General features: G+C 33.4%; 16 protein-coding genes. 10 read left to right on the top strand and 6 right to left on the bottom strand.

Translation table 11 applies throughout. The features are described from left to right. Positions 1 to 343 precede the first annotated feature (343 nt). The 4 genes from OM075_RS20685 (at position 344) to OM075_RS20670 (ending at position 2,289) form a co-directional block, all read left to right on the top strand. Positions 344 to 601: a hypothetical protein gene (locus tag OM075_RS20685; protein ID WP_301192458.1), complete on the top strand. Its 258-nt coding sequence runs from the start codon at positions 344 to 346 to the stop codon at positions 599 to 601. Between the two features lie 82 nt (positions 602 to 683). After that, positions 684 to 1,409: a hypothetical protein gene (locus tag OM075_RS20680; RefSeq protein ID WP_301192457.1), complete on the top strand. Its 726-nt coding sequence runs from the start codon at positions 684 to 686 to the stop codon at positions 1,407 to 1,409. A 138-nt stretch (positions 1,410 to 1,547) separates the two neighbouring features. Continuing rightward, entirely contained in the window at positions 1,548 to 1,982 is a 435-nt protein-coding gene (locus OM075_RS20675; protein ID WP_301192456.1) for a hypothetical protein, read from the top strand. Positions 1,983 to 2,025: 43 nt separating this feature from the next. Further along, the gene (locus OM075_RS20670; protein ID WP_301192455.1) at positions 2,026 to 2,289 is read left to right on the top strand and encodes a DUF3781 domain-containing protein; all 264 of its coding nucleotides are present in this window, start codon (positions 2,026 to 2,028) and stop codon (positions 2,287 to 2,289) included. A gap of 63 nt (positions 2,290 to 2,352) precedes the next feature. Here the strand turns inward: OM075_RS20670 and OM075_RS20665 are convergent, their stop codons facing one another. After that, positions 2,353 to 2,712, bottom strand: a complete 360-nt coding sequence (locus OM075_RS20665) for a MotA/TolQ/ExbB proton channel family protein (RefSeq protein ID WP_301192454.1) — start codon at positions 2,710 to 2,712, stop codon at positions 2,353 to 2,355. Between the two features lie 160 nt (positions 2,713 to 2,872). Between OM075_RS20665 and OM075_RS20660 the strand changes: the two genes are divergently transcribed. Continuing rightward, positions 2,873 to 3,634 (top strand): LytR/AlgR family response regulator transcription factor, encoded by a 762-nt coding sequence (locus OM075_RS20660; RefSeq protein WP_301192453.1) that lies wholly within the window; start codon positions 2,873 to 2,875, stop codon positions 3,632 to 3,634. A 332-nt stretch (positions 3,635 to 3,966) separates the two neighbouring features. After that, a complete protein-coding gene (locus OM075_RS20655; protein WP_301192452.1) occupies positions 3,967 to 6,774 on the top strand; it encodes a transporter substrate-binding domain-containing protein in 2,808 nt (935 codons plus the stop codon). Positions 6,775 to 6,898: 124 nt separating this feature from the next. Here the strand turns inward: OM075_RS20655 and OM075_RS20650 are convergent, their stop codons facing one another. From OM075_RS20650 to OM075_RS20635, 4 genes are all read right to left on the bottom strand, one after another. Further along, positions 6,899 to 7,984 (bottom strand): family 10 glycosylhydrolase, encoded by a 1,086-nt coding sequence (locus OM075_RS20650; RefSeq protein ID WP_301192451.1) that lies wholly within the window; start codon positions 7,982 to 7,984, stop codon positions 6,899 to 6,901. A gap of 9 nt (positions 7,985 to 7,993) precedes the next feature. Then, entirely contained in the window at positions 7,994 to 9,082 is a 1,089-nt protein-coding gene (locus OM075_RS20645) for a carbohydrate-binding family 9-like protein (protein WP_301192450.1), read from the bottom strand. A 286-nt stretch (positions 9,083 to 9,368) separates the two neighbouring features. Next, the gene (locus OM075_RS20640) at positions 9,369 to 11,381 is read right to left on the bottom strand and encodes a kojibiose hydrolase (RefSeq protein ID WP_301192449.1); all 2,013 of its coding nucleotides are present in this window, start codon (positions 11,379 to 11,381) and stop codon (positions 9,369 to 9,371) included. A gap of 121 nt (positions 11,382 to 11,502) precedes the next feature. After that, positions 11,503 to 13,515 (bottom strand): glycoside hydrolase family 97 protein, encoded by a 2,013-nt coding sequence (locus OM075_RS20635; protein ID WP_301192448.1) that lies wholly within the window; start codon positions 13,513 to 13,515, stop codon positions 11,503 to 11,505. A 1,069-nt stretch (positions 13,516 to 14,584) separates the two neighbouring features. Here OM075_RS20635 and OM075_RS20630 point away from each other — a divergent pair. The 4 genes from OM075_RS20630 (at position 14,585) to OM075_RS20615 (ending at position 24,115) form a co-directional block, all read left to right on the top strand. After that, positions 14,585 to 17,242 (top strand): transglutaminase-like domain-containing protein, encoded by a 2,658-nt coding sequence (locus OM075_RS20630; RefSeq protein ID WP_301192447.1) that lies wholly within the window; start codon positions 14,585 to 14,587, stop codon positions 17,240 to 17,242. Between the two features lie 98 nt (positions 17,243 to 17,340). Then, the gene (locus tag OM075_RS20625) at positions 17,341 to 20,709 is read left to right on the top strand and encodes a SusC/RagA family TonB-linked outer membrane protein (RefSeq protein WP_301192446.1); all 3,369 of its coding nucleotides are present in this window, start codon (positions 17,341 to 17,343) and stop codon (positions 20,707 to 20,709) included. An 18-nt stretch (positions 20,710 to 20,727) separates the two neighbouring features. Next, positions 20,728 to 22,281 carry a SusD/RagB family nutrient-binding outer membrane lipoprotein gene (locus OM075_RS20620; RefSeq protein WP_301192445.1) on the top strand — a complete coding sequence of 518 codons (1,554 nt, stop codon included), beginning with the start codon at positions 20,728 to 20,730 and terminating at the stop codon, positions 22,279 to 22,281. A 118-nt stretch (positions 22,282 to 22,399) separates the two neighbouring features. Next, positions 22,400 to 24,115: a PNGase F N-terminal domain-containing protein gene (locus OM075_RS20615; protein ID WP_301192444.1), complete on the top strand. Its 1,716-nt coding sequence runs from the start codon at positions 22,400 to 22,402 to the stop codon at positions 24,113 to 24,115. Positions 24,116 to 24,226: 111 nt separating this feature from the next. On the opposite strand, the gene OM075_RS20610 is transcribed toward OM075_RS20615, so the two are convergent. Beyond that, positions 24,227 to 25,834, bottom strand: a complete 1,608-nt coding sequence (locus tag OM075_RS20610; RefSeq protein ID WP_301192443.1) for a DUF6377 domain-containing protein — start codon at positions 25,832 to 25,834, stop codon at positions 24,227 to 24,229. Positions 25,835 to 26,089: the final 255 nt, after the last annotated feature.

The raw sequence follows: 26,089 nt of genomic DNA, 5'->3' as shown, positions 1-26,089 counted from the left end.
CTGTTAAATAGAGACTATAAACTGGCCTGTTTTAAACCGAAATCATTGGCATACACCGACCGATATTAGTGGCATAAATCAAACCGAAATAGCCAACAGAACAAGAAGAAATAGGAAGATAACCTATTTACTTTACATTTTAATATCTCTTATTGGTTTATTAGAATATCTACCTATACCAAATCTACCAGATTATATAATTAGTTTTATACAGAGAGTGTCTTTCTTTACTCCTTGGTTTTCAGTCTTTGCTATTGTTATAGTACAATTATTTGTCCGAGATAAAAAAATAGGACCTGTAGTTATTATGATTTTATTATTTGTTGGAATTTTTCCCTCTATAATGAGAGATTTCTCAAACAGATTAATTATTAGCATTAATAAAAATAGAGAATTTAAAGATGTGATTAATCCCATTTCAGGTACTCTACTAATTAGAAAAGAGAAATATGTTGAGTTCGCATGGAATTTACTTCCTCAAGAATACGAATCAATGATATATAACCCAAGACATGGACTAACGTCTGATAATATGCAGCGAGAAATTATTGAAGTAATAAATGAAGATTGGTATGTTATGAGAACTGGATTATTTGAATAATAAGCCACACCACAAATTATAAATTCTATTGAATCCATGTTGTAATATTAGGTTTGAATAATAATAAATTGAATTTGGTTTTATGAAAATATTTGTATCAATTATTTTATGTTTTATTTGCATTATAGGGTACTCACAGAATACTCATTCACTGAAGATAAACTATAATAATTCAAATGATTACTTCTTTCCTTTAAAAACAGTACGTTTATTCAATGATAGCTTGAATATATTACCAGAAAAAAAAGATATTATTGAAAACATTTCAAGTGGGGAATATACGTTAGAGTTTACTTCCACACTAGGAGATAAATTTGATACTGTAATAATTTTATCAAAAAGAATTATTTTGAATATACACCCTCATGGGTTATACAATATTTATAAAAAGAAAGATTGGTCATTGGACAAATCAATATTGCAGAATTTAGGAGAAAATGACACATTAAAAATATTATATAGAGGTTATGACGGTCATATTACATCCTATGATACAATTTATATTCATAAAGAATCAAAGGAATTTTTTTATAAGATTGGAATTCCGAAGTTAATAGGAAAAAGAAAAACGCAAAAAGAAATTATTGAATATAAAACAGGAAAATTATATGGAGACTTGTTAAAAACCTATAGTCTATGGGAATATTATGCAAAATCAAATGATAAATATGATATAATAGAATGTTTCTCTTTTGATAGGTTTTATGTGTTACTTATTAACAAAGATTTCTATAGAATTCATGATGCGTCGTGTAGTGAATATGGACTAGATTATTTAAAATCAGAATTAGAGAAAAACGCCCAATAATAAGTTATATGATTAAAAGATGAGTTTAATCCCTTAACTTTTTTAACTGTCACAGGAAATATTGATGCCGTCTGCAGATATTAATAAAATTATAAGCCTAGCAACTAAAATACAAACTCAAATTAATACCCCACAAACATGAAAAATTACCGTTTACTTACTGTTTTATTTATTGCACTCCTTATGAGTGTTTCGTCTATTGTAATGGCTCAGCAGCATGTTTATACTTCAGCAACTCCTGAAGGGGAGGTTAAGATAACTGTTGTAGAATCCAGTTTTCAGGTATCTATTGTTCCAGAGGGAAATATTGTGGATTTTGCTATACTTACCAATGGATCGGTGTCGTATGATTTTAAAGGTCGTGTGGATCAGGTAGGTAATGTTTCTATATCATATGATGTAAAGGGAAGGATAGATGATATCGACTCAGAATCTTTTATGTATGATATAAAAGGAAGGTTAACACAAATAGGATCAACAAGCATTCAATATGATGCTAAGGGTAAAATAGATCAAATTGGAGATGTGCGTATTTCTTACGATGTGAGAGGGAATATTGATGAAATAGAGTAGTGTGATGGCCCACAGTGGATCGGTACTCCAAATTAGATTTATAATGACAAATACAAAACGCCTTATTATTGAGAACTTGTGCTATACAGAGCTCGTTTATCAACGCATCAATAAAAAATTGGCAACAGACTTATCCAAAGTACAGATTGAGCAGTTGATAGATACAATATTGAAAAAGACCAGTGAAGCATCCTATATAAAAACTGGCAAGAATTATTATGTCACCAGTTCAGATGATCATATCAGAATAACGATTAATTCAAACACTTTTAGAGTGATTACTGTGGACAGATTAAGGAAAGTATAAGGTCTATAAAAAATATTAAAAGGAAGTCAACCTTTTTAGGGAATAGACTTCCTTTTATTTTAATTATTTCTTCCATGCATGTAAGCACTTCATAGTAATTAGTGGAACTAAAGAAATAATGTAAATCATCATACCATACATGGTAGGAATGGTTGACACTTTAAGGCCGGAATACATCACCTGAGGTTTTACACTACCAACTTCGCCTAAATACGAAAATGCCTGGTAAAGTCCCAAAACCTGACCCAGGATTCCGAATGTAAGTGCTAAAATTCCCACATACTTAATTTGTTTCAGTCTTGCATTAAGCTTCTCTTTCGACCTGGAGCGTAACGTATAAATAATACCTGCAATAATCAATAACAGAAATACTGATAATACACCCATAAACAATGGTCCTCCCATATAAAACAGTTCTAACATAACAGAATATTTTAAAAATTAGTAATGAGATAAAGTAAGCTGATGCACTGCTTTTTTACAATGTCGAAAACGGCTGTTTAGCTGTCGTATCCCTGTATTTATATACGTCATTGATAAAAATGGTTAATTTAGCACATAAACCATAATATCAGGTATAAATATGTTTGGAAAACTTAAGAAGCTAAAATATCATCTGATTTTTTTACTGATCGTTATTGTTGCACTGTCTTTAATATTTGGACATTCGTGGGGTAATGTTTTTGCGGCATTTACTTACGTTAGTATTTTAACGCCAATAGTAATTAGTGTGGTTTATTTTTTTAATTTTTACCTGGTTCCACGTTACTTAATTACGCGCAAGTATCTTCAGTTTTCATTATATAGTGGTTTAACGGTTGCGGTTTCGCTTTTGTTGGAATCTTACCTGGTGGTTTTTTCATTTATACTGCTGGGCCATTTCAATTTTCATAAGGTGGCTCCCAATGCTTCAGATACAGTTTTACTATTTTCAGTGTTGTATTTATTTGTTTTTGGAACAAGTACTATTCTTATGTTTAAGCAATTGTCTGCAGCACACCATAAGATTAATGCGTACGCCGAAGAACAGAAATTAAAAAGTGTTAGTTTACTGGAGATTATCAGTAACCGAAAGAAAATAAGTATTCAGTACGATACCATTCAATATATAGAAAGTTTAGCCGATTATATTATTGTTCATACTAAGGGTAAAGAAATCAAAAGTAATGAACGAATTAGCGCCATTCAAAAACGGTTACCAGCAGATACGTTTATCAGGATACATCGTTCGTTTATTTTAAATAAAGCACATATTACTGCATCAAATAATGATTATATAAGTATTGGTGATACAGATTTGCCTATAGGAAGAAGTTACCGACCAAATGTAAAGCAATTGTTGTAGATAAGACATTTGTTTATACAGAACATCTATGCATTCTTATCGTTTATTGCAATTCCTTTTTTTTGTACATGCCGATTCATCAACTATAATGAGTTCTTTATCTAATTATGCAGGTATTTTTGGCTACTCAACGAAACATTTGTAGAGAAATCCAGTACATTCGACCAACACGAGATATTTCTCAATATTATTGTCCGAAGTTTATTAACTTCAAGAAGTAAAAGAGATCATTATTTAATAATTATAACCGGAGAAATAATAATTATAATGTTGTTGTAAATGTGGCATTATTCCATATTGTAATCAGGTGTTAAGATATAGACAAAGTCTGAATGAACGATTATTTGTGCAAGAAATACATAATAGAAATCAGTATAAAACAATTCATTAATCTGATTAGCAGACATAGTTATAGTGTGTTAATCATATTATCTCTGTTTTGTTTCTTACAAATATCAAATGCGCAACAAGGTGATATCCCAAGTCAGGATAAGATGCTTTTAAATTCTTTAACTAAAGAAGAGAAAGCGTTTTTAGAATCTCATCCTGTTATAAAAGTTGCAAATCAGGAATCATGGCCACCATTCGATTATATTGAAGACGGTATTCCCAAAGGATATTGTATTGAGCATATGCAATTGTTAGCGGCTAAATTGGGGTTACACATTGAGTATGTAAGTGATTATCGCTGGGGAAATCTTTTTGAGCTTTTCAAGAAACGTAAAATTGATGTAATGCCCATTCTCTATAAAAATCCTCAAAGAGAACCTTACACGCTGTATACTGCACCTTATTTTAAAACTTCAATGAGTCTATACAGTATTGAGGATAATACAAGCCTAAATAGTATTGATGATCTGAAAGGGGGAATAAAAGTTGGGATTCACCACGAAGATGCCAGCATACCTTATATTAAAAACAAATTTCCGGATATTGAAATCGTTGAACTTCCGGGTTCCAGGGAAATCATTAAAGCCTTAGCAAGTAGAAAAGTAGATGCTGTAATTGAAAACGCATATATTTTTCACTATAACGTAAAACAATACCAGGTTTATAACCTAAAGCTTGTTGATTTTATAGAACCTAATCAATCTGAAGTAAATCCATCTTTGCACATAGGCGTAAGGAAAGATTATCCTTTATTACAAAGTGTGCTTCAAAAAGCAATGTTAACAGTTACTGAAGAGGAGAAAGATATGCTGAGGGAAAAATGGCTTGGAGACATTACCCGTATTCATAAAGATCTTTTACTTTCAGAAGAAGAAAAAGAATATCTGGATCAAAAAGAGTCTGTGAAAATGTGTGTTGATCCTAACTGGATGCCCTTTGAGCAAATTGATAAAAACGGACAATTTAAAGGGATTAGTGCAGATATAGTTCAAATGATTTCTAAAATCATAAACAAACCAATTGAATTAGTTTCTACAGAATCATGGACACAAACCTTAGAAAACTTAAAAAATAGGCAATGTGATATTATTCCTCTGGTTGGATATTCAGAAAAACGTAGTGAGTTTATGAATTTTACCAAACCGTATATTTTCGAAACGCTGGTTATCACAACTAAAAACGATGAGTTTTTTATTCAGGAAAGTAGTGAACTTAAAAACCGGAAAATAGGAGTTGTAGAAGGTTATATTTACATCCAGTTATTAAAACAAAAGCATCCAAGTATTGATATTGTAGAGGTTAAAAGTGCAAAAGAAGGTTTGGAAAGAGTACAAAAAGGTGAATTGTTTGGGTTTGTAGATGTTTTACCAACGATAGCTTATACAATTCAAAATAATGGAATGCTTGATTTAAAGGTAGCAGGTCGTTTAGAGTTTGGTGCACAATTTTGTGTGGCTTCCCGGGATGATGAACCGTTATTAAATTCCATTATGCAAAAAGCTTTAGATCAGATTAAAGAAGAACAAATAAAGTCTATAGTAGGAAAATGGGTGGCAATTAAAGTTGAACAATCCTTTGATTACAGAAAGTTAATTTATATCAGTTTATTCTTTATATCTATACTGTTTGTGATTATTCTTAAAAACAGATCTATACGTAAAATCAATAAAGAGTTAGAAAGGGCTTATCGAGAAAAAGATAAATTTTTCTCCATTATTGCACATGACCTGAATGGACCTATTGGAAATATTGCTAACATATTGAATTCTTTTGAATGGGAAGATATAAAAGGCCAACTGTTTAATCATCTACGTATTTCGTCGCAAAACACATACGAACTATTACTTGAATTACTAACCTGGGCACAAGCGCAAAAAAATCAATTGGAAATTGATCCAACAAACTTTAACATCAATCAAATAATAAAGAAATCGATTTCATCATTAGAGTTAAGTGCAAATAAAAAGGAAGTAGAACTCGTTTTACACAACGAAAACGATGATGTTTATGTGTATGCCGATATTCCAACGATAAATACGGTTATCCGTAACCTAATTTCAAATGCCATAAAATTTACAAGTCCGGGAGGTACCATAACTTTAAAAGCTGAAATGGTGAATGATGAGATCAAAGTATCAGTAATTGACACAGGTGTGGGAATGACCAAAGAGATGACTTCGAAACTATTTAAACTGGGTGAAGATATCAGTTCTTCAGGTACAATGGGGGAAAGAGGAACAGGACTCGGGTTGTTGTTATGCAAGGAATTTATTGATTTAAATAAAGGAAAAATAGGTGTAGAAAGCCAGCTTGGTATAGGTTCTACATTTTGGTTTACTTTATCGGCAGGTCAAGAAAATGAAGAAGAAAGTTTGTTGGATGTAATTAAAGAAAAACAGTTAGAAGCATTAGTAATTGAGGATAATTTTTTGAATCTGCAAAGTACGACTAACGAATTAAGTCATTTAGGTATCAATAATGAAATCGCAAGTACTGGCATTGAAGGAATAGAAAAAGGACTGGACAAAAAATATGATTTTATTCTACTGGATATAAACTTACCCCGAAAAAATGGTATTGAAGTAAATAGAGAAATCAGACGCAAATACCCTTCATCTTTTATTATTGCACTGTCGTCATACGATAGGGCTGAGATTCAAGATATGGATAGAAGTGTTGTATTTGATGATTATCTTAAAAAACCATTAAAAACAGAACATCTTTTAAATTGTTTGAAGCGGTTGAAATAGATGGATTACTTACACTTTTAAGACCATATAAAAAGGCTGAATCTATACAGAAACAGCCTTCACTTAACAAATTATTAAACCAGTGTACAATTTAAATGGTACTTGGTAAAACAAAGACAAATGGTTATTTAAATTCTTTACTTAGCTTTTTTAATATTTCCTGCTTTTCTTCATTTAAACCGTCAGCAGTAAAAACAGCAACTCCGCTTGCACCTTTTTCTTTAGCTAAACGAATACCTTGCTCAAATTCAGCTCCGTCTTTAAATGCAGGCTCATATAATCCTGTGTTAATAGGAAAATCAACATCCTTAACTCCTTGTTCTGTTGCAAAACCAATCCAGTTGATGTTTTGACGGTAAAAGCTTTGATAGATCATTGGGTAAGCGCCATCTAAGTTCCAGTCATTCCATGCCTGACGAACCATTTGACGAGCCATTTCAGGGAATGGGAATACTGCAGCAGTCATTTTATTACCACTTTCGTGTGCTATTTCAACCAATTCATTAACCAAAGTAGTTACCGCATTTAAACGGTATTGTTTCCATTCTGTGCTTAATTCAGGATGATCCATATCTAAAGGATCTACGCCAAAAATCTTTTTGTAACCTTCACGCGCCAATGGGTGGTATCCGTAATCGTATTCAGGCATTTCATGATCTTGCACCAAATTGTAAACAGGCTGAAGATCTGCACCTAAAATAACATCTACGTAACGTACGTAATCCAGGTGAATAGAAGCTAAACCTTTTACTTTAGTTAATTTACGAACGTTGCTTTTAATATATTCTCTTGCTCCGGGAGAGTGAGGACTCAACCACTGATAGTAATCAACATAAGCTCTGTACTCCAGTGAATTTTTTCCGGCACGGTTTACAGCATACCATTCAGGGTGTTTGTTTGCAATCGTATCATCCGGACGGTTAAGAGTCCACATCCAGGCATGAATTTTAATTCCTCTTTCAGCAGCAATTGGAATAATTTGTTCCAAAACTTCAGGTTCTCCTTTAATTAAAACTTCTGTAATACCAAGAGATTTGTAATAATCCATTTTAGTATTCCACTCTTCGGCATCAAAATCACCATGATCTGCATGAGCCCATGTAGCAAATACAAAATTCTTAGTCTCACACTTCACTTCATCAGTGGTTTTTCCTTGCGGACAACAGCTGATTAAACATGCAAATAATAATAGTAATACTGTATTCTTCATTATAATTAATTATTTAGTTTCAATATATCCTGTTTCATTAATCACATAACTATCGCAATAAGCTGGAACTTTGTACTCAAAACCATTTTTTGTTTTAGTAAATACGGCTTTGATTAAGGTGTCATCAGATTTTACTTTGTAAGTTGTGGTAAACCCTTCTTCCATTTGTAAAAGATCTTTCATATCTCCGTAATGTGTTTTACGAAATAAAGCATATGCTGTTTGTTTAAATACAAAGTCTTTATCTTTTGTAATTTCAATCTGATCAGGAGTGTTGCTATTAGTGAATTGTACAATACCCCATTTTTCTGGTTCGTGCATGGCAATTACACCCTGATTACTCCATACCCAGTTATACTCTGGCAGGTATTTCTCGTCTTGTTTTTTGCGGTCGTATCTTCCATCCACCAAATCAAAATCCCACTCCACACGAGAAAAGTTTACTTTCCATTGTTCACCGTCTTTAGGGAATTTTTCATCGGTGTTTTTTAATTCCATAATACGATCCATAGGAACAGCCATTTCAACTGTCCAGCAGCTATCTGTATCATTTGGATTGTTTAAGGTTCCATAAATTTGAACTGCACTTTTTAAACGATCCAGATTCCAGCTGTTATCTGCATTGCCGTTTACACGATAAGGTTTATCAAGTTTTAAGTCCCAGATGGTATTTAATACATTCACCTCAATTTCTCCATAATTATAAGTATCCATAGTAGGATCAAGAAATACTTCAAAATCGTTATTGTAAAAGATAACTGTATCGCGTTGGTATAAATTACCCCAGATATGTGGTTCTTTTAATTGTGCATAAACATAAAAGAACTGCTCATCCCAAAGCATTTTAATTTTAGTGTCATATTTAGGCGTTTTAACACCTTCTATATCAATAAATGAGTCTGTAAAAGGAACCTTATTCCAGGCTTCTTCATCAGCAATACCATCAATAGTAAGCGGAGTTTCTGTTTTACAAACCACATACTCTCTAGGTTTAATGATATCCAATTTAATATCTACATCATCAGTTTTATTGGATGAAGTATTACAAGATGCTGCTAAAATGAGCACAAATAACAATTGCGGAATTAAAAATCTCATTGATATTATTTTAAGTGTAATAATGGTAAAACTAAGTATAAAGGTAATGGTTTAAAAAACGAAGCGGTTATTGCGCTATAAAATACCGTTTGGGCAGAATAGTTTTTCAGTCTTCAGTCAACAGTCTTCAGTCTTCAGTCAACAGTCTTCAGTCAACAGTCTTCAGTCAACAGTCCTCAGTTCTCAGTCCTCAGTACTCAGTCAACAGTACTCAGTCAACAGTACTCAGTCAACAGTCAATAGACTGCCTACTGCCTACTGCTTACTGAAGACTCATCACTGCCTACTATTTAACTACTAACTTTTCCTTATCCACGCCAATTCCTTTAATGGTTAATGATTTCCATTTCTTTGGTAAACAAGGGGTATTGCGAATGATGCCATTGGGGGTGATTTCTAATCCTGCAAAACCAAAGATTACAGCCTGAAGCATTCCTCCGGCCCCTGTAGCAAAATAAGGATTGTTACTCGTTGCGGATTCAGCTAAAACACCAAACGGAGCTCTTTTATTTGGTATATATGCCTTTTTGAATAATTCAAATGCTTTTCCTGGTTTCCCTAAGCGGGCATAAAGAATACTGAAAATAGAGTAGGACATGGCTGGACCTTCCGCAGAAAGTTTTGGTTCGTAATATTCTAAGTCCTTTAAAATGTTTTTTTGATCGGTAACGATTTGTAAAGGATAAGCCAATAGATTCACATCTGCCTGCTTAATAATTTCACCATTGTAGTCAGCATGTTCTTTTGTGGTTCCATCACTGAATTGCTCAATTTTAATTTGATCTCTTAAATCACGCCATTCATCGGGGATATCATTATCTAATAATTGAGCAGCATTAATGGCATACTCCATCACTTTTTTTACCGAACCATTGGTAAATGCATTGTTATTTACCACGTGAGCCCATTCATTGGCACCAACCACATTGTTAATTGAATACGAACCATCTTTATTTAATGTAGCTCTGCTGAACCAAAAATCAGCAGCGTTTTTTAATACCGGCCAACCTTTTTCTCTAAGCCATTCTTTGTCTTTGGTTACACAATAGTAATTCCATGCAGCAATACCTATGTCAGCAGTTATATGTTGTTCCATCACACCGGTTAAGCACCATGTAGGCGTTGCTTCCTCTCCTGAATAGTCAGATTCCCATGGAAACATAGCTCCTTGGAATCCGTAGTTTTTTGCTCTGTCAATCGCCTCAGGTAATCTGTTTATCCTGTAATTCATCATGGTTTTTCCCATTTCAGGATGAAGCACTAGGAGTGGGGGATACATCCATATTTCAGCATCCCAAAATACATGACCGTTATAGCCTTGTGATGATAAACCCATAGGAGAGATACTCAAGTCATTGTCATCACGTTGAAAGGAGTATAAATTGTATAACGCAAAACGAACGTCGAGTTGTGATTCTTTGTCACCCTCAATTATAATATCACTTTCCCATAATTCGTTCCATTTATTTTGATGTCCTTGTAAAAGGTTTGCTACACCTGTTTGTTGTGCATAAACCACAAAACGTTCTGATTCACCAATAGGATCATTAAAGTCCAGAGAGTTGCAAACAGAACCCATTAAACTAAAGGAAAAAGATTCACCTTTATTTAAGGTCTTGGTAAATGATAAAGCGGATTGATATGGGTCTTCAATATTCTCCCGGAATTCAGGTAATGAGTTATCAAAGATAAAACCAGAAGCACTTGCTAGTTGATGGGCTTCAAAGGGACTGTCTGCGATAGTTTGAAAAACCGGCATTCTCACATCCAGATCCTTTAGTATTCTGAATCGGGACTGTACATTCTTATATTGTTCGGGAGTTTTAATGATATTGCTGATATCCAAAGTTACCTTTTTAGTAGCCTCTATTTGAACTTGTATTAATCCACCAAAAGGCATATTGCGCAATTCCTGTATAGAATAACTTACTTTTACTTTATCCTGAAAATTAAATGTGGATTGAAGAGCAGCCTTTTTCATATCTAAAGTCTGCTGCCAATTGCTTACATTATCAAGCTTTAGTAATTGATTATTTACTGATACTTTGAGGTTAAAAGGATTGATTCCGGTTAAAACTCTGCTAATATCATTTTTATTCTGGCGGTCGAAAACATGGTTTAAAATAACCTTTTGTGTTTCAAAAAGCTCAGCATCCGGTACAATTCCTATTTGTCCGTTTGCCACACAGGTAGGAACATAATCAGATTTTGAATGGGTTGTTATTTCCCAGCCATCTTGCGCTTTTAAAGAAAAGGATAGTATAATGATGAATGTAATTAACGAAAGGATTTTATTCATGAGGAATGCGTTTGTGAAGTGAAATTTCCATTAACGACAAAGACACCAGGTCACAAAGAAATTTATTAAAAAACTTTGTGGCTTAGTGCCTTTGTGGTTTATATTAATTAATTGTTACAGATTATAACTTTACAAAACGAATAGCCTGACCACCTCCTGGTGCAAGTACAAGTTTTAATGTAGTTTCAGCATTAACCTCTTTAGTCTCTATTTTGTACGATTGTGGATTGGTTAAATAATCTGCATCATCTCCATCGCGATAAATTTCAGCTTTGTAGTTTTTTCCGGCTTCAAGGAAGCTCAGTTTAACATCTAAAGTTCTTGCTTCTTCATTAGTAGCAGAACCTAAAAACCATTCCTCACCACTTCGGCGGGCTACAGTGATGTATTTTCCAATTTCACCATTTAAAACTTTAGATTCATCGCTATCTGCATTAAAGTCTCTGAAAAACTGAAAAGCAGGATGACCTTCGTAGTTGGTAGGGATATCACTTGCCATTTGAAGGGGACTGTACAGAATTACAAAGTTGGCAATTTGTTTTGCTAAAGTGGTATGTACTCTACTGGTTCCTTTGTCCTGATCGTTCCACTTCACTCTGTTTTTAGCATTCGCATATAAAATATCAAAAGTTCCGGGAGTATAATCAGTAGGACCGGCTAATCCTCTTGTAAAAGGAATTGTTACAGTATGAGAAGGTGGGTTACCATCACTCCAGCCATTCCATTCCATACCTCTTACACCTTCACGTGTCATCATGTTAGGCCATGTTCTGCGAATACCTGTAGGTTTAATAGGCTCGTGAACATCAAGCATAATTTGGTATTTAGCAGCCAACTCAACCACTCTGCGGTAATGTTGTACCATAAACTGTCCATGATGATGCTCTCCTCTTGGAAAAATACCTCCTGCATAACCTGTTTTAACAGCATGCATTCCCAATCTTTGACACATTTTAAACGCATCTTCAATATACTTTTCATAAGAAGGAATGTCTCCACCTGTTTCGTGGTGACCAATTAGCATTACGCCTTTTTCTTTAGCGTAGGCAGCTACTTTTTCAAGATCGAAATCTGAAGCAGGAGTAACATGGTCAAAAGCACCTTCAGCACCCCATTTTGCCCAACCATGATTCCATCCTTCAACAACAAAACCTTCAATGTTATTTGCTGCAGCAAAATCAATATCAGCTAAAGCTTTTTCTGTAGTTGCTCCATGTCGGGGCCCTGTGTACCATGTTTCCGTTCCAATATGCATTCCCCACCAAATACCAATATATTTCATAGGCTCAATCCATGAAACATCTTCAATTTTACAAGGCTCATTAAGGTTTACTATTAAATTGCTTTCAACCAATTCAGCTGCCGAGTCTTCAATTTGAATGGTTCTCCAAGGTGTAACCATAGGCGCTTTAGTACGAACTTTGTCGCCGTTAGACCAAGGTGTAAGGTCAGCCTCATAAGCTCCGGATTCATTTTGCTTTAAAGTCATTCCTGAATAGTCCGTTAATGCAGCCTCATGAATACTGATGTGAGTGTTGTTTTTAGTTACCATAGTAACCGGAGTAGCCACCCATTTAGCTTCACTCATAGGAGTTGACTTATATAGCTTTTCGTAGGTGTCATAGTTGGCATCAATCCACCAGGTAGTTGGATTGTTTGTAATATTAAACTCTGTCATTTCGTTCTGGATCACAAACTCTTTTAGATTCTTCTGCTCAGGAAATTCATATCTGAATGCAGCTCCATCATTGTATGCACGAAAGAAGATGTTTAATAATCTTCCGGTTTCTCCGGCTTCTTTTAATTCGATTTTGATTTGATGGTATTGATCACGAATCGTTTTGTTTTCACCCCATGGCTGTTGCCAGGTTTCATCTGCTGAATTTACTGTTGCAGCAATTAATTCAAATTGATCCTTCATACTGCCTTGCTCTTTAAATTCAAAACCAAGGTGCGAAGTGTTTACAAGAGTATCGTTATTATAGGTTACCTGATAAGTTGGTGCTCCTTGTACCAGATGAAACGATAATTTAATTTTACCATCCGGAGAGGTAATGGTGTTGTTTGTATTTGAACATGCTGCCAGATTAAATATCAGTAAGCATGCTATTACAACTTTAATCATGTTCTTCATATGCTTTTATTTATTTTGTTTTTATCTTAAAATGCAGTTCTTCAAAATTAAAACTAAGCATATATAATATAAAGCATTTATGATAGTGTAACAACTAAAATACAGATATTGCAAAATGTAAGGTGTTGGTAATTAGGGTTTAGGTAATTTGAGTGTACAGGTGTGTGAAGAGGCATGATGAAGTGATGTTTACGGTATAATTTGAAAAAATCGCATAATTATCTATTTCGTATTACTACATATGTTGCTTTTGTTGATCTCATTATTAATCCTATTTAGTTTTGGTTTCTAGCCCATATCAGTTTTCATATTATAATCGTTCAATAGGTGGATAATCTTGGATGTTACTTATGTACTTGTTGAAGTTTTAAAATCTTTAGGTCGTCCTGTTATATGTTACTTTCAAGCTTAGTTAGAAAGGTGTTATTAATTATTGAAAATTGATGAAAACATTTATGGCAGAGCCAAAATAAAAGTATAAGGAACTAACGAGTAAGGATAATACACTTTAATAGAAGAATATTTATTAGATACTTAATCCGTTTCGCTTAAAAGGCCTATTTGTATTGGCTGTAAAAACATAAATTAACAAAATTAACAATATTTGTAACATCGCTAAAGATTAACAAAAAGCCGCTTTAGCGTAATATATAAATTTGTACTAACGATAATGAAGGACTAGCTTTGTTATAACTGAAGGATAGTGATAGATGTAGTGGGTTTGCGATAGGAGGGGTGTGAGTGAATAAAGAGTCAAAAAATAAATTTAATGCTATTGAGAAAGGGGGTGCGAATTATGAAATGTATCAAAATGGAATTTTTGCCCTCTGTTTATGTTTGGGAGGAAAAATAAGATAGGAATAAAATTAGAATGTAGGGAGTTTCTGTTTTATTGAAAAAACGAGTTGCTTTTTATGTGTTTATGAAAGTTAAAAATACTGTAAATAATTAAGAAAAATTAACAAGGTGGAATATTTGGTGATTTGAAATATGTGTTGTGAATCATGAATACATCCAATATGTCTTGGGATTTTTTATTAACCATTAAAATTTAGAAGTGTATTTAGTTATGTCAAATAAGAGTTTATTTATACTACTTAGTTTATTTGCCTATCTCTTAATGGGGTGTTCAAATCATCATTTAGAACATGATGCAAATAAGAGAACCGAAATAAATAAGCAGTTTTTAAAGCAAAAAGAGCTGGCTAAGAATAGAGCAGATGAGTTGTTTGCTGTTTTTAATAGGAATATTAATGATGTTGAAAAGGAGGCTTTGGAGTTTTTATACGCATATATGCCTTTAAGTGATTTGGCAAACTATGATCAGGATTTTTTTCTTACACAAGTGCGTTATGCGTTAAAAACCAGAACAGAATTTTCATGGGGAAAGACAGTTCCTGATGATTTATTCCTGCATTTTGTATTACCATATAGAATTAATAATGAGGATATGGATAGTGCAAGAGTAGTATTCTTTAAAGAGCTAAAAGATAGGGTTAAGGGTATGAGTATGTATGATGCTGCATTGGAAGTCAATCATTGGTGTCATGAAAAAGTTTCGTATCATCCTGCTGATATAAGGACAAGTGGTCCACTAAGTACAGTTAGAACAGCATTGGGAAGATGCGGTGAAGAATCTACTTTTACAGTTACAGCTTTGAGGGCAGTAGGTATTCCTGCACGACAAATTTATACACCCAGATGGGCACATTCTGATGATAATCACGCCTGGGTTGAAGTGTGGGCGGATGGAGAATGGTATTTTCTTGGTGCTTGTGAGCCAGATCCTGAATTGGATATGGGATGGTTTGCAGGTCCTGCAACACGAGCAATGCTTCTGCATTCGCGAGTATTTGGAGATTATACCACAACCGATGATGTAGTTGCCAGAACAAGTAAGTATACCGAGTTAAATGTGATTCCTGATTATGCTCCAACAAAAAGATTATATGTTAAGGTAAAAGATCCTGAAGGTAATGCTGTTCAAGATGCAAATGTTGAATTTCAATTATATAATTATGCAGAATTTTATCCTTTAGCAAAATTAAATACTAACGAAGATGGAGTTTGTTCCTTGCTTACCGGTTTAGGTGATTTAATGATTTGGGCTGTAAAGGATGATAAAATTGCTTTTCAAAAAGTAACAGTAGCTAATCAGGATACATTTGTTGTTGTAATAAACAACTATGATGCAGTAATTAAAAGCGATGAATTTGCTTTGGTACCTCCGGTTGTTGGCAAAATTGCTGAAGCAACAGATAAGGGCGTTCAGGAAAATGTACGTCGCCTACATGAAGAAGATTCTATTAGAAGTGCTTATGAAAGTACATTTATAGATTCATTATCGGTTCTTAAAATTGCTAAAGAACAGGATATTAATAACGAAAAATTACAAAAGATATTTAAGAATAGTAGAGGTAACTGGCAAGTGATTAAGGAATTTGTAAATAAATACTCTTCTGAAAATAAAGATCGGGTTGTAAGTTTATTGTCGGTAATTGCTGATAAAGATAGAAGAGATGTTCGTTATCAGGTATTGGTGGATCATTTTTTAAATTCAGATGATTCAAACAGTGCAAATATACAGGAGTTTAATAAGTATATTTTAAACCCAAGAATTAAAAATGAGTTATTAACTCCTTATAAAGAGCCATTTCAATCGTATTTTGGGAAAGATTTTATTCAAAATACGCGAGCTGATATTACTGTTTTACTTAATTGGATTACAGATAGTATTACATTAGTTACTGACGAAAGTACTTCACGTAATCCTATGTTTCCTGTTGGTGTTTTAGAGTTAAGAGTGGCAGATAAGACATCCAGAGATGTTTTCCTTGTGGCTGCTTTAAGGAGTTTTGGTATACCTTCTCGTTTTGATGGAGCCAGAGATGTACCTCAGGTGTTGAAAAAAGGAGTGTGGAATGATTTATCATTCGAAACCTTAAAGGTACAGCAAAATCCTCAAGGAGAACTTGTTTTAGATTGGGTTCCTCAACAAAAAGGGCAGCCTCAGCCTAATTATTATTTACAGTTTACAATTGAAAAATTTGACGGTAGAAGGTTTAATACACTGGATTATGAATATGGTAAAATGTTTGATTCGTATCCGGCAACATTAAATGTAGATGCAGGCAAATATTTAATGGTAACAGGTCGTAGAGAGTCTAATGGTACTGTTTGGGTTAAAAGAACATATTTTGAGGTGAAAGAAGGAGAAACAACTCATGTTCCAATTCTCTTTGCAAATCCAGTAGAAGATAGCAAAACACATAATGTTGTTGTTGATTTAAAACAACAGTTTCAGGATTTAAAAACTGGAAAAGATATTTCATTGCTAAGCCTGGATCAAGGAGAAGGGTGTGTGGTGGTTTGGATTGATCCGGATAGAGAGCCCACAAAGCACCTTGTAAATGATTTAATCAGGCTCAAAGAATCATACGAGACTTGGAACGGTAAGATTGTGTTAATTGTTGAACCTGGAAAATTAACATCAGGCTTTAAATTGGAAAACTACAAGGAATTACCGGATAATACCATTTTCTTAAAAGATACAAAAGGGGTGTTGAGTCCGTTCTTGGATTCAGTCCATAAGACAAATTTTGAAGAATACCCTATGGCGTTTGTAATAACTAAAAAAGGAGTATTGGTTTATGACAGTAGTGGATATAAAATAGGAGCAGGAGATGAAATTTTATCAAAGTTAAATACATATTGTCGTATTCATTAATACCCTACTGCCAATACTGAGCATACCAGTTAAAAGACTTAATGAAATTTATCATTCGCATAAGGAAAATATTATTATTAACTTAAATTTCTTTGTTTATGGAAAACAAAATTGTAGAGATTAAAAGGAGAAGATTCAGAGATTCTTTGAAGTTTTTTCTTTTAATTGGTTTGTGCGTCATTACATCGGCACAAGCTGTGGCTGCCCCCGAAAAAGAGGGTGATTATAGTGATGGAAATCAAAGCGTAAGTAAAACAGTTACCGGAACAATTAAAGATTCCTCAGGAGAGCCTCTGATTGGAGTTACTGTTGCTATTCAGGGAACAACACAAGGTGTAATTTCTGATTTTGATGGTAAATATAGTATTGTAGTTCCATCTGAAGAAAGTGTGTTGCAATTTTCATTTGTTGGATATCTTACAGAAACAATTTCTGTAGCAGGTAAAACAACCATTTCATTAGTGATGACAGAGGATGTTCTGGAAATGGGTGAAGTTGTGGTAACTGCAATGGGTATCAAACGTCAATCCAGAGCCTTAGGTTACTCAATGAGTAAAATTGATTCTAAACAATTAACAGAATCAGGAGCTACAAGTTTTACATCTGCTTTATATGGTAAGGCTGCTGGTGTTAAAATTACAACAGCTCCTGGAGGGGTAACTAGTGCAAGTAATGTGCAAATTCGTGGTATTAACTCTTTGAACTATAACCAACAGCCGTTATATGTTGTTGATGGAGTTATTATTCGTAATGATGGCCAATATGGCGCAGAAGGAGCCAATAATAACAACTATTGGAATGACCAGCGTATTCGAGGTAATGGTGCTTTAGATATCAACCCGAATGATATTGAAAGCTTAAATGTTTTAAAAGGAGCAAGTGCAACAGCTCTTTATGGTTCAGATGCAGCTAGTGGTGTTATCGTAATTACTACTAAAAAAGGAACTGAAAAGAAAAAAGGTTTAGGTGTTGATTTTGGTTATAACTATAGTGTAGATAAAGTAGCTTATACTCCGGAATTCCAAAATACTTATGGTCCAAGTTATTATTACAAAGAATATTGGACTAGTTATGCAAGCTCTTTTGATGCTGATGGATTTTATATCGATGAAAATGCCGAAGGTGGTTCTCGTCCATACTGGGGTGCTTATACTGCTTTTGGACCCAAGTTTGATGGAAGAGATGTTACATTTTGGGATGGATCTGTAGGGAAATATTCTGCTCAACCAGATAATTATAAAGAAATATTTAGAACAGGATCTACTTCTAATGCAAACCTTGCTATTTCTAATGCAAATGAACATGTAAACTATCGTTTTACTTATTCAAGATTAGATTACAAAGGTACTCAGGAAGGTAGTGAGCAAGGTAAAAATACTTTAGGTTTAAATAGTACATTTAAGTTAAGTGATAAAGTAAGTGTTGATGTTAATGCTAACTTTATTAATACTAAAACAACTAACCGTCCATATCAGTTAGGACAGGTGTTAGGATCATATAGTGGTTTCTTTAGTAGAGCTCAGGATATGTCTATGATGAAGCGTAAGTATAAAACTTCTAATGGATATAAATATAATTCTTATGGAAGTACCACATATTCTGATGATCAGTTTTATTCTTCTATGAGTGGAGCAAACTTATTAGAATTTTTCTGGCAACAAATGCAAAATAAGTATGTTGAAACTGAAAATCGTTTGATTTCTAGTGGTACATTAAATTGGGATATAATTAATGGATTGCACTTTAGAGGTCGTATTGGTAATGACTTTACAGGAATAAGCTCTGAAAATAAGCAATATAATACAAATCCTACTTCTGTGAATAGTACATCTTCCAGTACAGGTGGTTATTCAGTAACAACAGGAATATATAATATTCTTTATACAGACTTATTACTTTCTTATAATAAAAAGTTAGCTGATTTGGATCTTACTGCGACAGCAGGTTTTCAGTCAAGGGAAGAAAAATATAAAGATGAATCCTCTGCAACAACTTCAGGACTTGTTACTGAAAACTGGTTTAGTTTAAATAACTCATATGGTGTATTGAGTACATCTTTTGCAAGAAAAGAACTATTAAAGTATGCATATGTAGGTATTCTTAGTTTAAATTATAAAAATTATTTATTCTTAGAAGGTACTGCTCGTCAGGAATATGCATCTACTTTGCCAGAGAATAATAATTCATACTTTTATCCTTCGGTAAACGGTAGTTTCGTATTTAGTGATGTGTTAAACTTACCAGAAAAGTTTAACTATGGTAAGTTACGTGCTTCTTATGGTGTTGTAGGTAATGCACCACCAGCCTATGAATCTAATGTTGTATATACACAACAATCATTACAGTCGATTAATGGATCAGTTCCGGTTCTTACATTAGATTCAAGTTATGGAAATGAAAATTTAAAAGCTGAGATGAAGCATGAGTTTGAAGTTGGTTTGGAAACTCAGTTTTTAGACAATCGCTTAGGATTTGATATTAGTTATTATGATAATACCGTTAAAAACCAGATATTAGGATTATCAACTACAGTGTCAACAGGAGCATCTAGTCAGATTGTTAATGTTGGAGAGATTGGTAGTAATGGTATTGAGATTGCTTTAAATTTCACACCTGTTTTAACTACAGACTGGAAATGGGATGCTCGATTTAACTGGTCAACGAATACAAGTAAAGTGAAGAGTTTGAATACTGCTTCAAAAGAGCTTGTATTCTATACAGCAGAACAGTCTGCAATTAAGTTAGTAGCTGCAGAAGGTGAAAAACTAGGTAATATCTATGTGTATGATAAGAAAAAAGATGCAGATGGAAATTACTTAATTAGTGATGATGGTTTATATATTGTTGATGATTCCAAATATGTAAAAGCTGGTAATATTATGCCTGATTTTATTGGAGGTTTCTCAAATACTGTTAGATATAAGAATCTTTCATTAGATTTTAATATTGACTACAGAATTGGTGGGCAAATGATTTCTCCTAGTCAGAAATACATGAAGAGTGCTGGATTGTTTGCAAATACAATGAAATATCGTGACGAAGCACATGGTGGTCTTTCTTATGAATTAAATGGTGCAACCTATGATGATGGTGTTTTGTTGGAAGGTAAAAACGAAAATACTGGTTTAGATAATACTCAGGTTATTAGTGCAGGTATGTATTATTTAGAGAATTATTACTGGGGTAAAGTTCCGGGAAATATTGATGGAGCAATTTTCGATAATAGTTATGTTAAAATGCGTGAGATTACTCTATCGTATAGATTGCCAAACTCTATATCAGAAAAGGTTGGTATGTCTAATATTCGCTTCTCTCTTTATGGTAGAAATTTATTCTATATCTATCGTACTCTTGAAAACCTTGATCCAGAAGCTCCTCTTGGAAGTAAGTGGTGGTCTCAAGGTGTTGATGTAGGCTCAACAGCTGCTTCAAGAAGTTTTGGTTTTAGTTTAAATGCTAGTTTCTAACCTTAATCAATTATTATTATGAAAATAAAAAGTTTTATTATATTTTCTCTGGTTTTCGTTACAATGTTATCGGCCTGTAAGGATGATTTAGTAGATAAATACACTGATCCGGAAAAGGCAACGGAAGCAAGTATTCCCGGATTTTTTGCTGCTATGCTTAACCATGATAGGGTTCGTCCTAGTTATTGGAATGTCAGAACCATGTTGTTAATTTCTACTGGTGTAAACTCGCAAACCAATTACTTTGCTAATTCAATTGGTAAGTATCAAATGAATACAAGCTACACAGCTCAGTATTGGAATAGTTTTTATATCAATAGTAATGGTAGTGGTCCATTAGGTCTTTATAGAGCTATGGAGACTGCTTATGCTGGTCTATCTGATGATGAAAAAGCTGAAATGGATATCTTTATGCAAGCAGGTAAAGTTTTTGTAATAGATATGGCCTCCAAAATGGTTGATTTATGGGGTGATATTCCATACTCTGAAGCAGGAAGTTTAATTACATCCAGTACTATCGAGGCTGCTGCATATGATGATCAGGAAGCGCTTTATACAGAATTTATTTCAGATTTAGGGAATGCTGCAACATACTTTGCTTCAGCATCAACAGATGCTACTTTTTCTAAATATGATATACTAAGTAGTGGAAGTATAGATAAATGGCAACGTTATGCAAATTCATTAAGACTTAGGTTGTTAATGCGTATTTCAAATAGTAATGAAAGTACAGCTCAATCAACAGTGACTACAATGTTGAATAATAGTGCATCTTATCCATTACTTGAAGATGAGGATATCTTGTTAGAACCATTGACAGATTATACTAATTCTTTACACTCAGCACTTGTTGAAGTTAATGGACATTATGCTCCTGATTATATGTTGAACACATTGATGCTTCCATATGATGATCCTCGTATTCCTGTAATGTTTGATAAATATGGAACTACAGAAGATGGAGTATTTGTTCAAAATGAAAATTATGGAGCAATGAGTGTATCTATGCCTTCTGCAGAAGCTTCTCAGGAATATATGAATTATTCTATTTTAGATTCTGCAACTTTCCTTATGAATTCTAAATTGCCAGGTATTGTGATGACAGCATCCGAGGTAAGCTTTTTAAAAGCAGAAGCATATAAAAGATGGAGTTTAGGAGATGCACAAACAGCATTTGAAGAAGGAGTAAGAGAATCAGTTGATTTTTATTATTATTTAAATAATTTAAATGAATCTGGATTAACAACACTTAGTTATCCTGCAGCATCTGAGGTTGATGATTTTATTTTGACTTTAGATTATGCTTCTAAATCATCTGCTGAGCAGTTAGAGATGATTTATGATCAAAAATGGTTGCAATTAGGGCTTTTACAATCTATTGAAGCATGGTCAGAATACAGAAGAACAGGGTATCCAACATTAACATTTGAAGATGATACAAAGAGTGGATATGAAACTCCTGCAACAAGATTGTTATATCCGGATGATGAGAAAGATTATAACTCTGAAAATTACTCTTCAGTAAAAAGTAAGGATAATAGAGATACAAAGATCTTTTGGGATGTAAATTAATTTTATATTAAAATATTTTACACATAATTTATATAAGAGACCCACATGTTTGTTGGGTCTCTTTGTATTTATTACATAAGTGTGAATTGAAGTTTGTATTTACCTTAAAGTTTTCTAAATGAACAAAATTATATTCTTAATACTGGGTTTAACATTACAAATCTTTGTTTTTTCACAAAATGCCACATTTAGCAAATCAGGAAGGGTTGTTTATCAAACCTGGAAAAATGAAGTTATAGAAACAGGGAAGGAAAAGTTAATTTTAGAATATGACAATGACGTAGCAAGATGTTGGATAGATAATTCTGATAAAGATTTAATTCCAGAAGTACCATTAAAATATACCTATCTTGATTATAAGAAAGAAAATATTTATAGACAAGCCATATTTATGGCGAAAGATTCCATTTTTACTGAAATGGATTTTAGAGATTTGAGCAGTTTTAAGCCTGAAGGCGAATGTGATTTTATATTAGGCTATAAGTGTCAAAAATATGTGGGCTCTTCGTTTTCAAACAAAATTGAATTATGGATTTCTGATGATCTTGGAATAAAAGGATCTCCGCTATATTGGTTTCCTTATCAGCACGGATTGGTTCTTAAATATGTTAGAAATGGAAATTCAGGTTGGGAAGCTACTGATATATCAATAAAAAGAAAGCGAAACAAAACTAATTTCTTACCAGAACAGTTTGGTAAGAAAGTTGATGAAGTGGAATTTAATAATCGCTTGGCAAATGCTTTTATAAAAAATATTGAAGTGTTTTCTAATCAGGTAATCAATTGGGGAGATGATATTGAAAACCCGGATTGTGATTCTACAGATTTACTTTATCGATATGCAGGGGGTACTGTTATTTTAAAAAAGAAAAAACTACCTGTTGTGCCAGATGGTACCTCTGTTTTTGTTGAGGTAACAGAAAAATCAAATGGAGATGCCTATGATCGTACAGGATCTGTTTTTGTAATTCCTGTTGATAAGAATAAGAGTTTTTTAGATGGATTAAGATATGGAGTAGATTCTTTACCTAAGTATCTTCGTAATGATGGTAAAGAATATCAGGGTGTAGTAATGACTAATAATTATGATCCATTGATTGAATTAATGAGGTTTTTTACGCCTTTTGGTGTTAATTACTTTAATGATAAACGCGATGTTGGTATAGAGTGGGCTGATTCTGTAATATACAAAGAAGATGTAAGTCATTTATTGCCAGTTTTACAAAATGAATGTTGGATTGGTGTATTTGTTGGAAATTATGATGGCGGAGGACATAAGGTAAGTTTGAATTTGAAATATCATCTAAATGAACAAGAAAGAAAAACTGAACCACAAAAGAAATATTGGATTCAACCTGTTTTTAACACGACTAATGTTATGGAAATGGCAGGGCAGGAATATGGAACTATGTTCCGTAATGATACCCTCACAGTAGATTTTGAAGTTCCTGAAGGAGTTAAAAATATACAGTTTCAATATATAACAACAGGACATGGAGGATGGGGCAATGGTGATGAATATTTACCTAAAAAGAATGAGGTATTTTTAGATTCAGTACCTTTTTTTAGCTATACTCCCTGGCGTATAGACTGCGGTACTTATCGTAAATTTAATCCGGCATCGGGTAACTTTTGGAATGGAATAACATCTTCAGATGGTAGTCGCTCTGGTTGGTGTCCTGGTAGTGTGTCTCATCCATATTTTTCTTTTCCTGAATTTCTTAAATCAGGAAAACATCAATTAAAAGTTTATATACCATTGGGAGAACCTGAAGGAAATATGTTTAGTGCTTGGAATATATCCGGAGTTTTTATTGGGGAGTATGAGCAATAATATTATCTGGAGTTTGAATGAAGATTTTTGTTTAGATGAAGATAAGGGCTGTTTTTTTTAGTTAGAAACAGCCTTCCTTAAATCCCAATAATATATGTTATGGCAAACCATTTAATTGGCATTTATACTTACCACATACTCATCAAATGCATCAGGATTTAAAGTTGATTTTGATTTGATTCTGTTTCGATAAGTATAAATTGTATTTCGCGATACACCTAAGATGGATGCTATTCTATCTGTATTGGTAATACCTAACCTGTTTAAGGCAAAAACTCTCATCTCAGAAGAAAGTCGATTCATATCTTCTTCCGAAATTGGATCCGTTAGAATTTTATTTACCTCAGGTAAGAAGTTAGGAAACAGATTTAAGAAGAGTTTATCAAAACGTTCAAACATCCTTTCCTTATCTTCTTTTGGTCCACTTGCCATCAAATATTTTTCAATAGCAGTATACTTTTTTTGAAGTAACAAACTCTTAATCTTGTTTTGCATATTTTCCATCTCATGAAAATATACTGTGCTTAACTCAAAATAGTTGGTAAGGTATTCTTCTTTGATAATGTTAGATTCAGAGAGCTTTAAGTTTTGCTGTGAGAGCAAGTCGTTATTTTCTTTGATATTTAACTGCGCTTTCTGTAATTTTTTGTGCTGTTTCTTCAATCTTATCCACATATAAAAAATGACCAGCAAACTCAATAAGATAAACAGCGAAATTGCTAGAATAGCTCTTGTTTTAAACTGTTGTAATTGGAGCAACTGGTTTTCAATAATTGGAATGATAGGTGTAATCTCTGCCTTTCTTTGAATGGCTCCATAAAACTCAGCATCTTCAATGGCATAAACAGCAAATTTATGGGCCAATTCAACTTCTCCTTCGTTTAGTAAAAGTTGGGCCAATACCCTGCTTGAAGTGGTTTCGTAAGTGGATGATTTAATGTCAAACTCAATACTCTTTAATAGGTATTTAATTTGATCATTGGGCAGGTCAATTTGCTCTGCACACCAGGCCATACTTGAGTAAAGCATCGCTTTTTCATGAAGTGTGATATTCTTATCCTGCAGTATTTTCTCACATCTAGTTATGGCATCTTTAATAGCTGTTTTATTCTTTAACTTAAAAGTGTAAGCCATCATAAAATCAATACTGCCAGAGTCAACTACCATTGTTAATGAATCAGCGTATCGCTCGTTTAGCTGTGTGTATTGCTGATTGTAATCAGGGAGACTGTTGTATATTTTTAAGTCGCCATATAAGCGGGCTTTTATTTTATAATATTCACCAATGTATTTAATGTCTTTAGTAAGCTGAATGTTGTTTAGTACATCAAAGGTTTCATTAAAAAGACCAGAGCAGAGTAATATGTCTGCTTTAAATAATTGCGATTCAATTTGTAAATCTTCCAGCTTAATACTGTTTGCCAGTTTTTGCATTGATAGAGCACAATTGTAAGCTTCAGTATTTTTAAATGAGAAATACAGGAGATACAATTGTTTATATAACTCATATTTTTCAACATCCGGACCATCAAAATTTAAAATCTGCTCCTTTAACAGATTGATCTCAGTTACTTTTTTTGTATCAAAAATTTTACGTTCAGCATAAAATTGTTCTAACTCTTTCACTTCCTCCAATAAAGGGCCGGGTAGTTGACTGAAACACCAGGTCTGGTTCAGAAACAGGAGTGTAAAAAGTGTTGTTATAAAGCGAATTGGCATGAGTTTTAAATAGACTTTTGATAATATAATATAGATAATAGACCTGATATATTTGATGTGTGATTGATAAATAATGTTACTACAGAGTTACGCGGAGCATTCTTTAAAGACATTTTTACTTAAGCTTTAATCTTTCTCCTTTCTCCTTGTTCCTTTCTCTTTTTTACCACAGAGAGCATGGAGGTTTTTCACAGAGTTACACGGAGTTTACTTTAAAGACATTGATCACTTAAACTTTAACCTTGTTCCTTGTTC

This window comes from Plebeiibacterium sediminum, from assembly GCF_026013605.1.
Classification (GTDB): Bacteria; Bacteroidota; Bacteroidia; order Bacteroidales; family Marinilabiliaceae; genus Saccharicrinis; species Saccharicrinis sediminus.
Note: the sequence above shows the minus strand (reverse complement) of the source record. Positions and strands in the feature narration are given on the sequence as shown.

What these genes read in the sequence shown, in the direction of transcription:
- OM075_RS20685 (WP_301192458.1), top strand. Translation starts at nt 344, where the DNA reads ATGAGAGATTTCTCAAACAGATTAATTATTAGCATTAATAAAAATAGA.
- OM075_RS20680 (WP_301192457.1), top strand. Translation starts at nt 684, where the DNA reads ATGAAAATATTTGTATCAATTATTTTATGTTTTATTTGCATTATAGGG.
- OM075_RS20675 (WP_301192456.1), top strand. Translation starts at nt 1,548, where the DNA reads ATGAAAAATTACCGTTTACTTACTGTTTTATTTATTGCACTCCTTATG.
- OM075_RS20670 (WP_301192455.1), top strand. Translation starts at nt 2,026, where the DNA reads ATGACAAATACAAAACGCCTTATTATTGAGAACTTGTGCTATACAGAG.
- OM075_RS20665 (WP_301192454.1), bottom strand. Translation starts at nt 2,712, where the DNA reads ATGTTAGAACTGTTTTATATGGGAGGACCATTGTTTATGGGTGTATTA.
- OM075_RS20660 (WP_301192453.1), top strand. Translation starts at nt 2,873, where the DNA reads ATGTTTGGAAAACTTAAGAAGCTAAAATATCATCTGATTTTTTTACTG.
- OM075_RS20655 (WP_301192452.1), top strand. Translation starts at nt 3,967, where the DNA reads ATGAACGATTATTTGTGCAAGAAATACATAATAGAAATCAGTATAAAA.
- OM075_RS20650 (WP_301192451.1), bottom strand. Translation starts at nt 7,984, where the DNA reads ATGAAGAATACAGTATTACTATTATTATTTGCATGTTTAATCAGCTGT.
- OM075_RS20645 (WP_301192450.1), bottom strand. Translation starts at nt 9,082, where the DNA reads ATGAGATTTTTAATTCCGCAATTGTTATTTGTGCTCATTTTAGCAGCA.
- OM075_RS20640 (WP_301192449.1), bottom strand. Translation starts at nt 11,381, where the DNA reads ATGAATAAAATCCTTTCGTTAATTACATTCATCATTATACTATCCTTT.
- OM075_RS20635 (WP_301192448.1), bottom strand. Translation starts at nt 13,515, where the DNA reads ATGAAGAACATGATTAAAGTTGTAATAGCATGCTTACTGATATTTAAT.
- OM075_RS20630 (WP_301192447.1), top strand. Translation starts at nt 14,585, where the DNA reads ATGTCAAATAAGAGTTTATTTATACTACTTAGTTTATTTGCCTATCTC.
- OM075_RS20625 (WP_301192446.1), top strand. Translation starts at nt 17,341, where the DNA reads ATGGAAAACAAAATTGTAGAGATTAAAAGGAGAAGATTCAGAGATTCT.
- OM075_RS20620 (WP_301192445.1), top strand. Translation starts at nt 20,728, where the DNA reads ATGAAAATAAAAAGTTTTATTATATTTTCTCTGGTTTTCGTTACAATG.
- OM075_RS20615 (WP_301192444.1), top strand. Translation starts at nt 22,400, where the DNA reads ATGAACAAAATTATATTCTTAATACTGGGTTTAACATTACAAATCTTT.
- OM075_RS20610 (WP_301192443.1), bottom strand. Translation starts at nt 25,834, where the DNA reads ATGCCAATTCGCTTTATAACAACACTTTTTACACTCCTGTTTCTGAAC.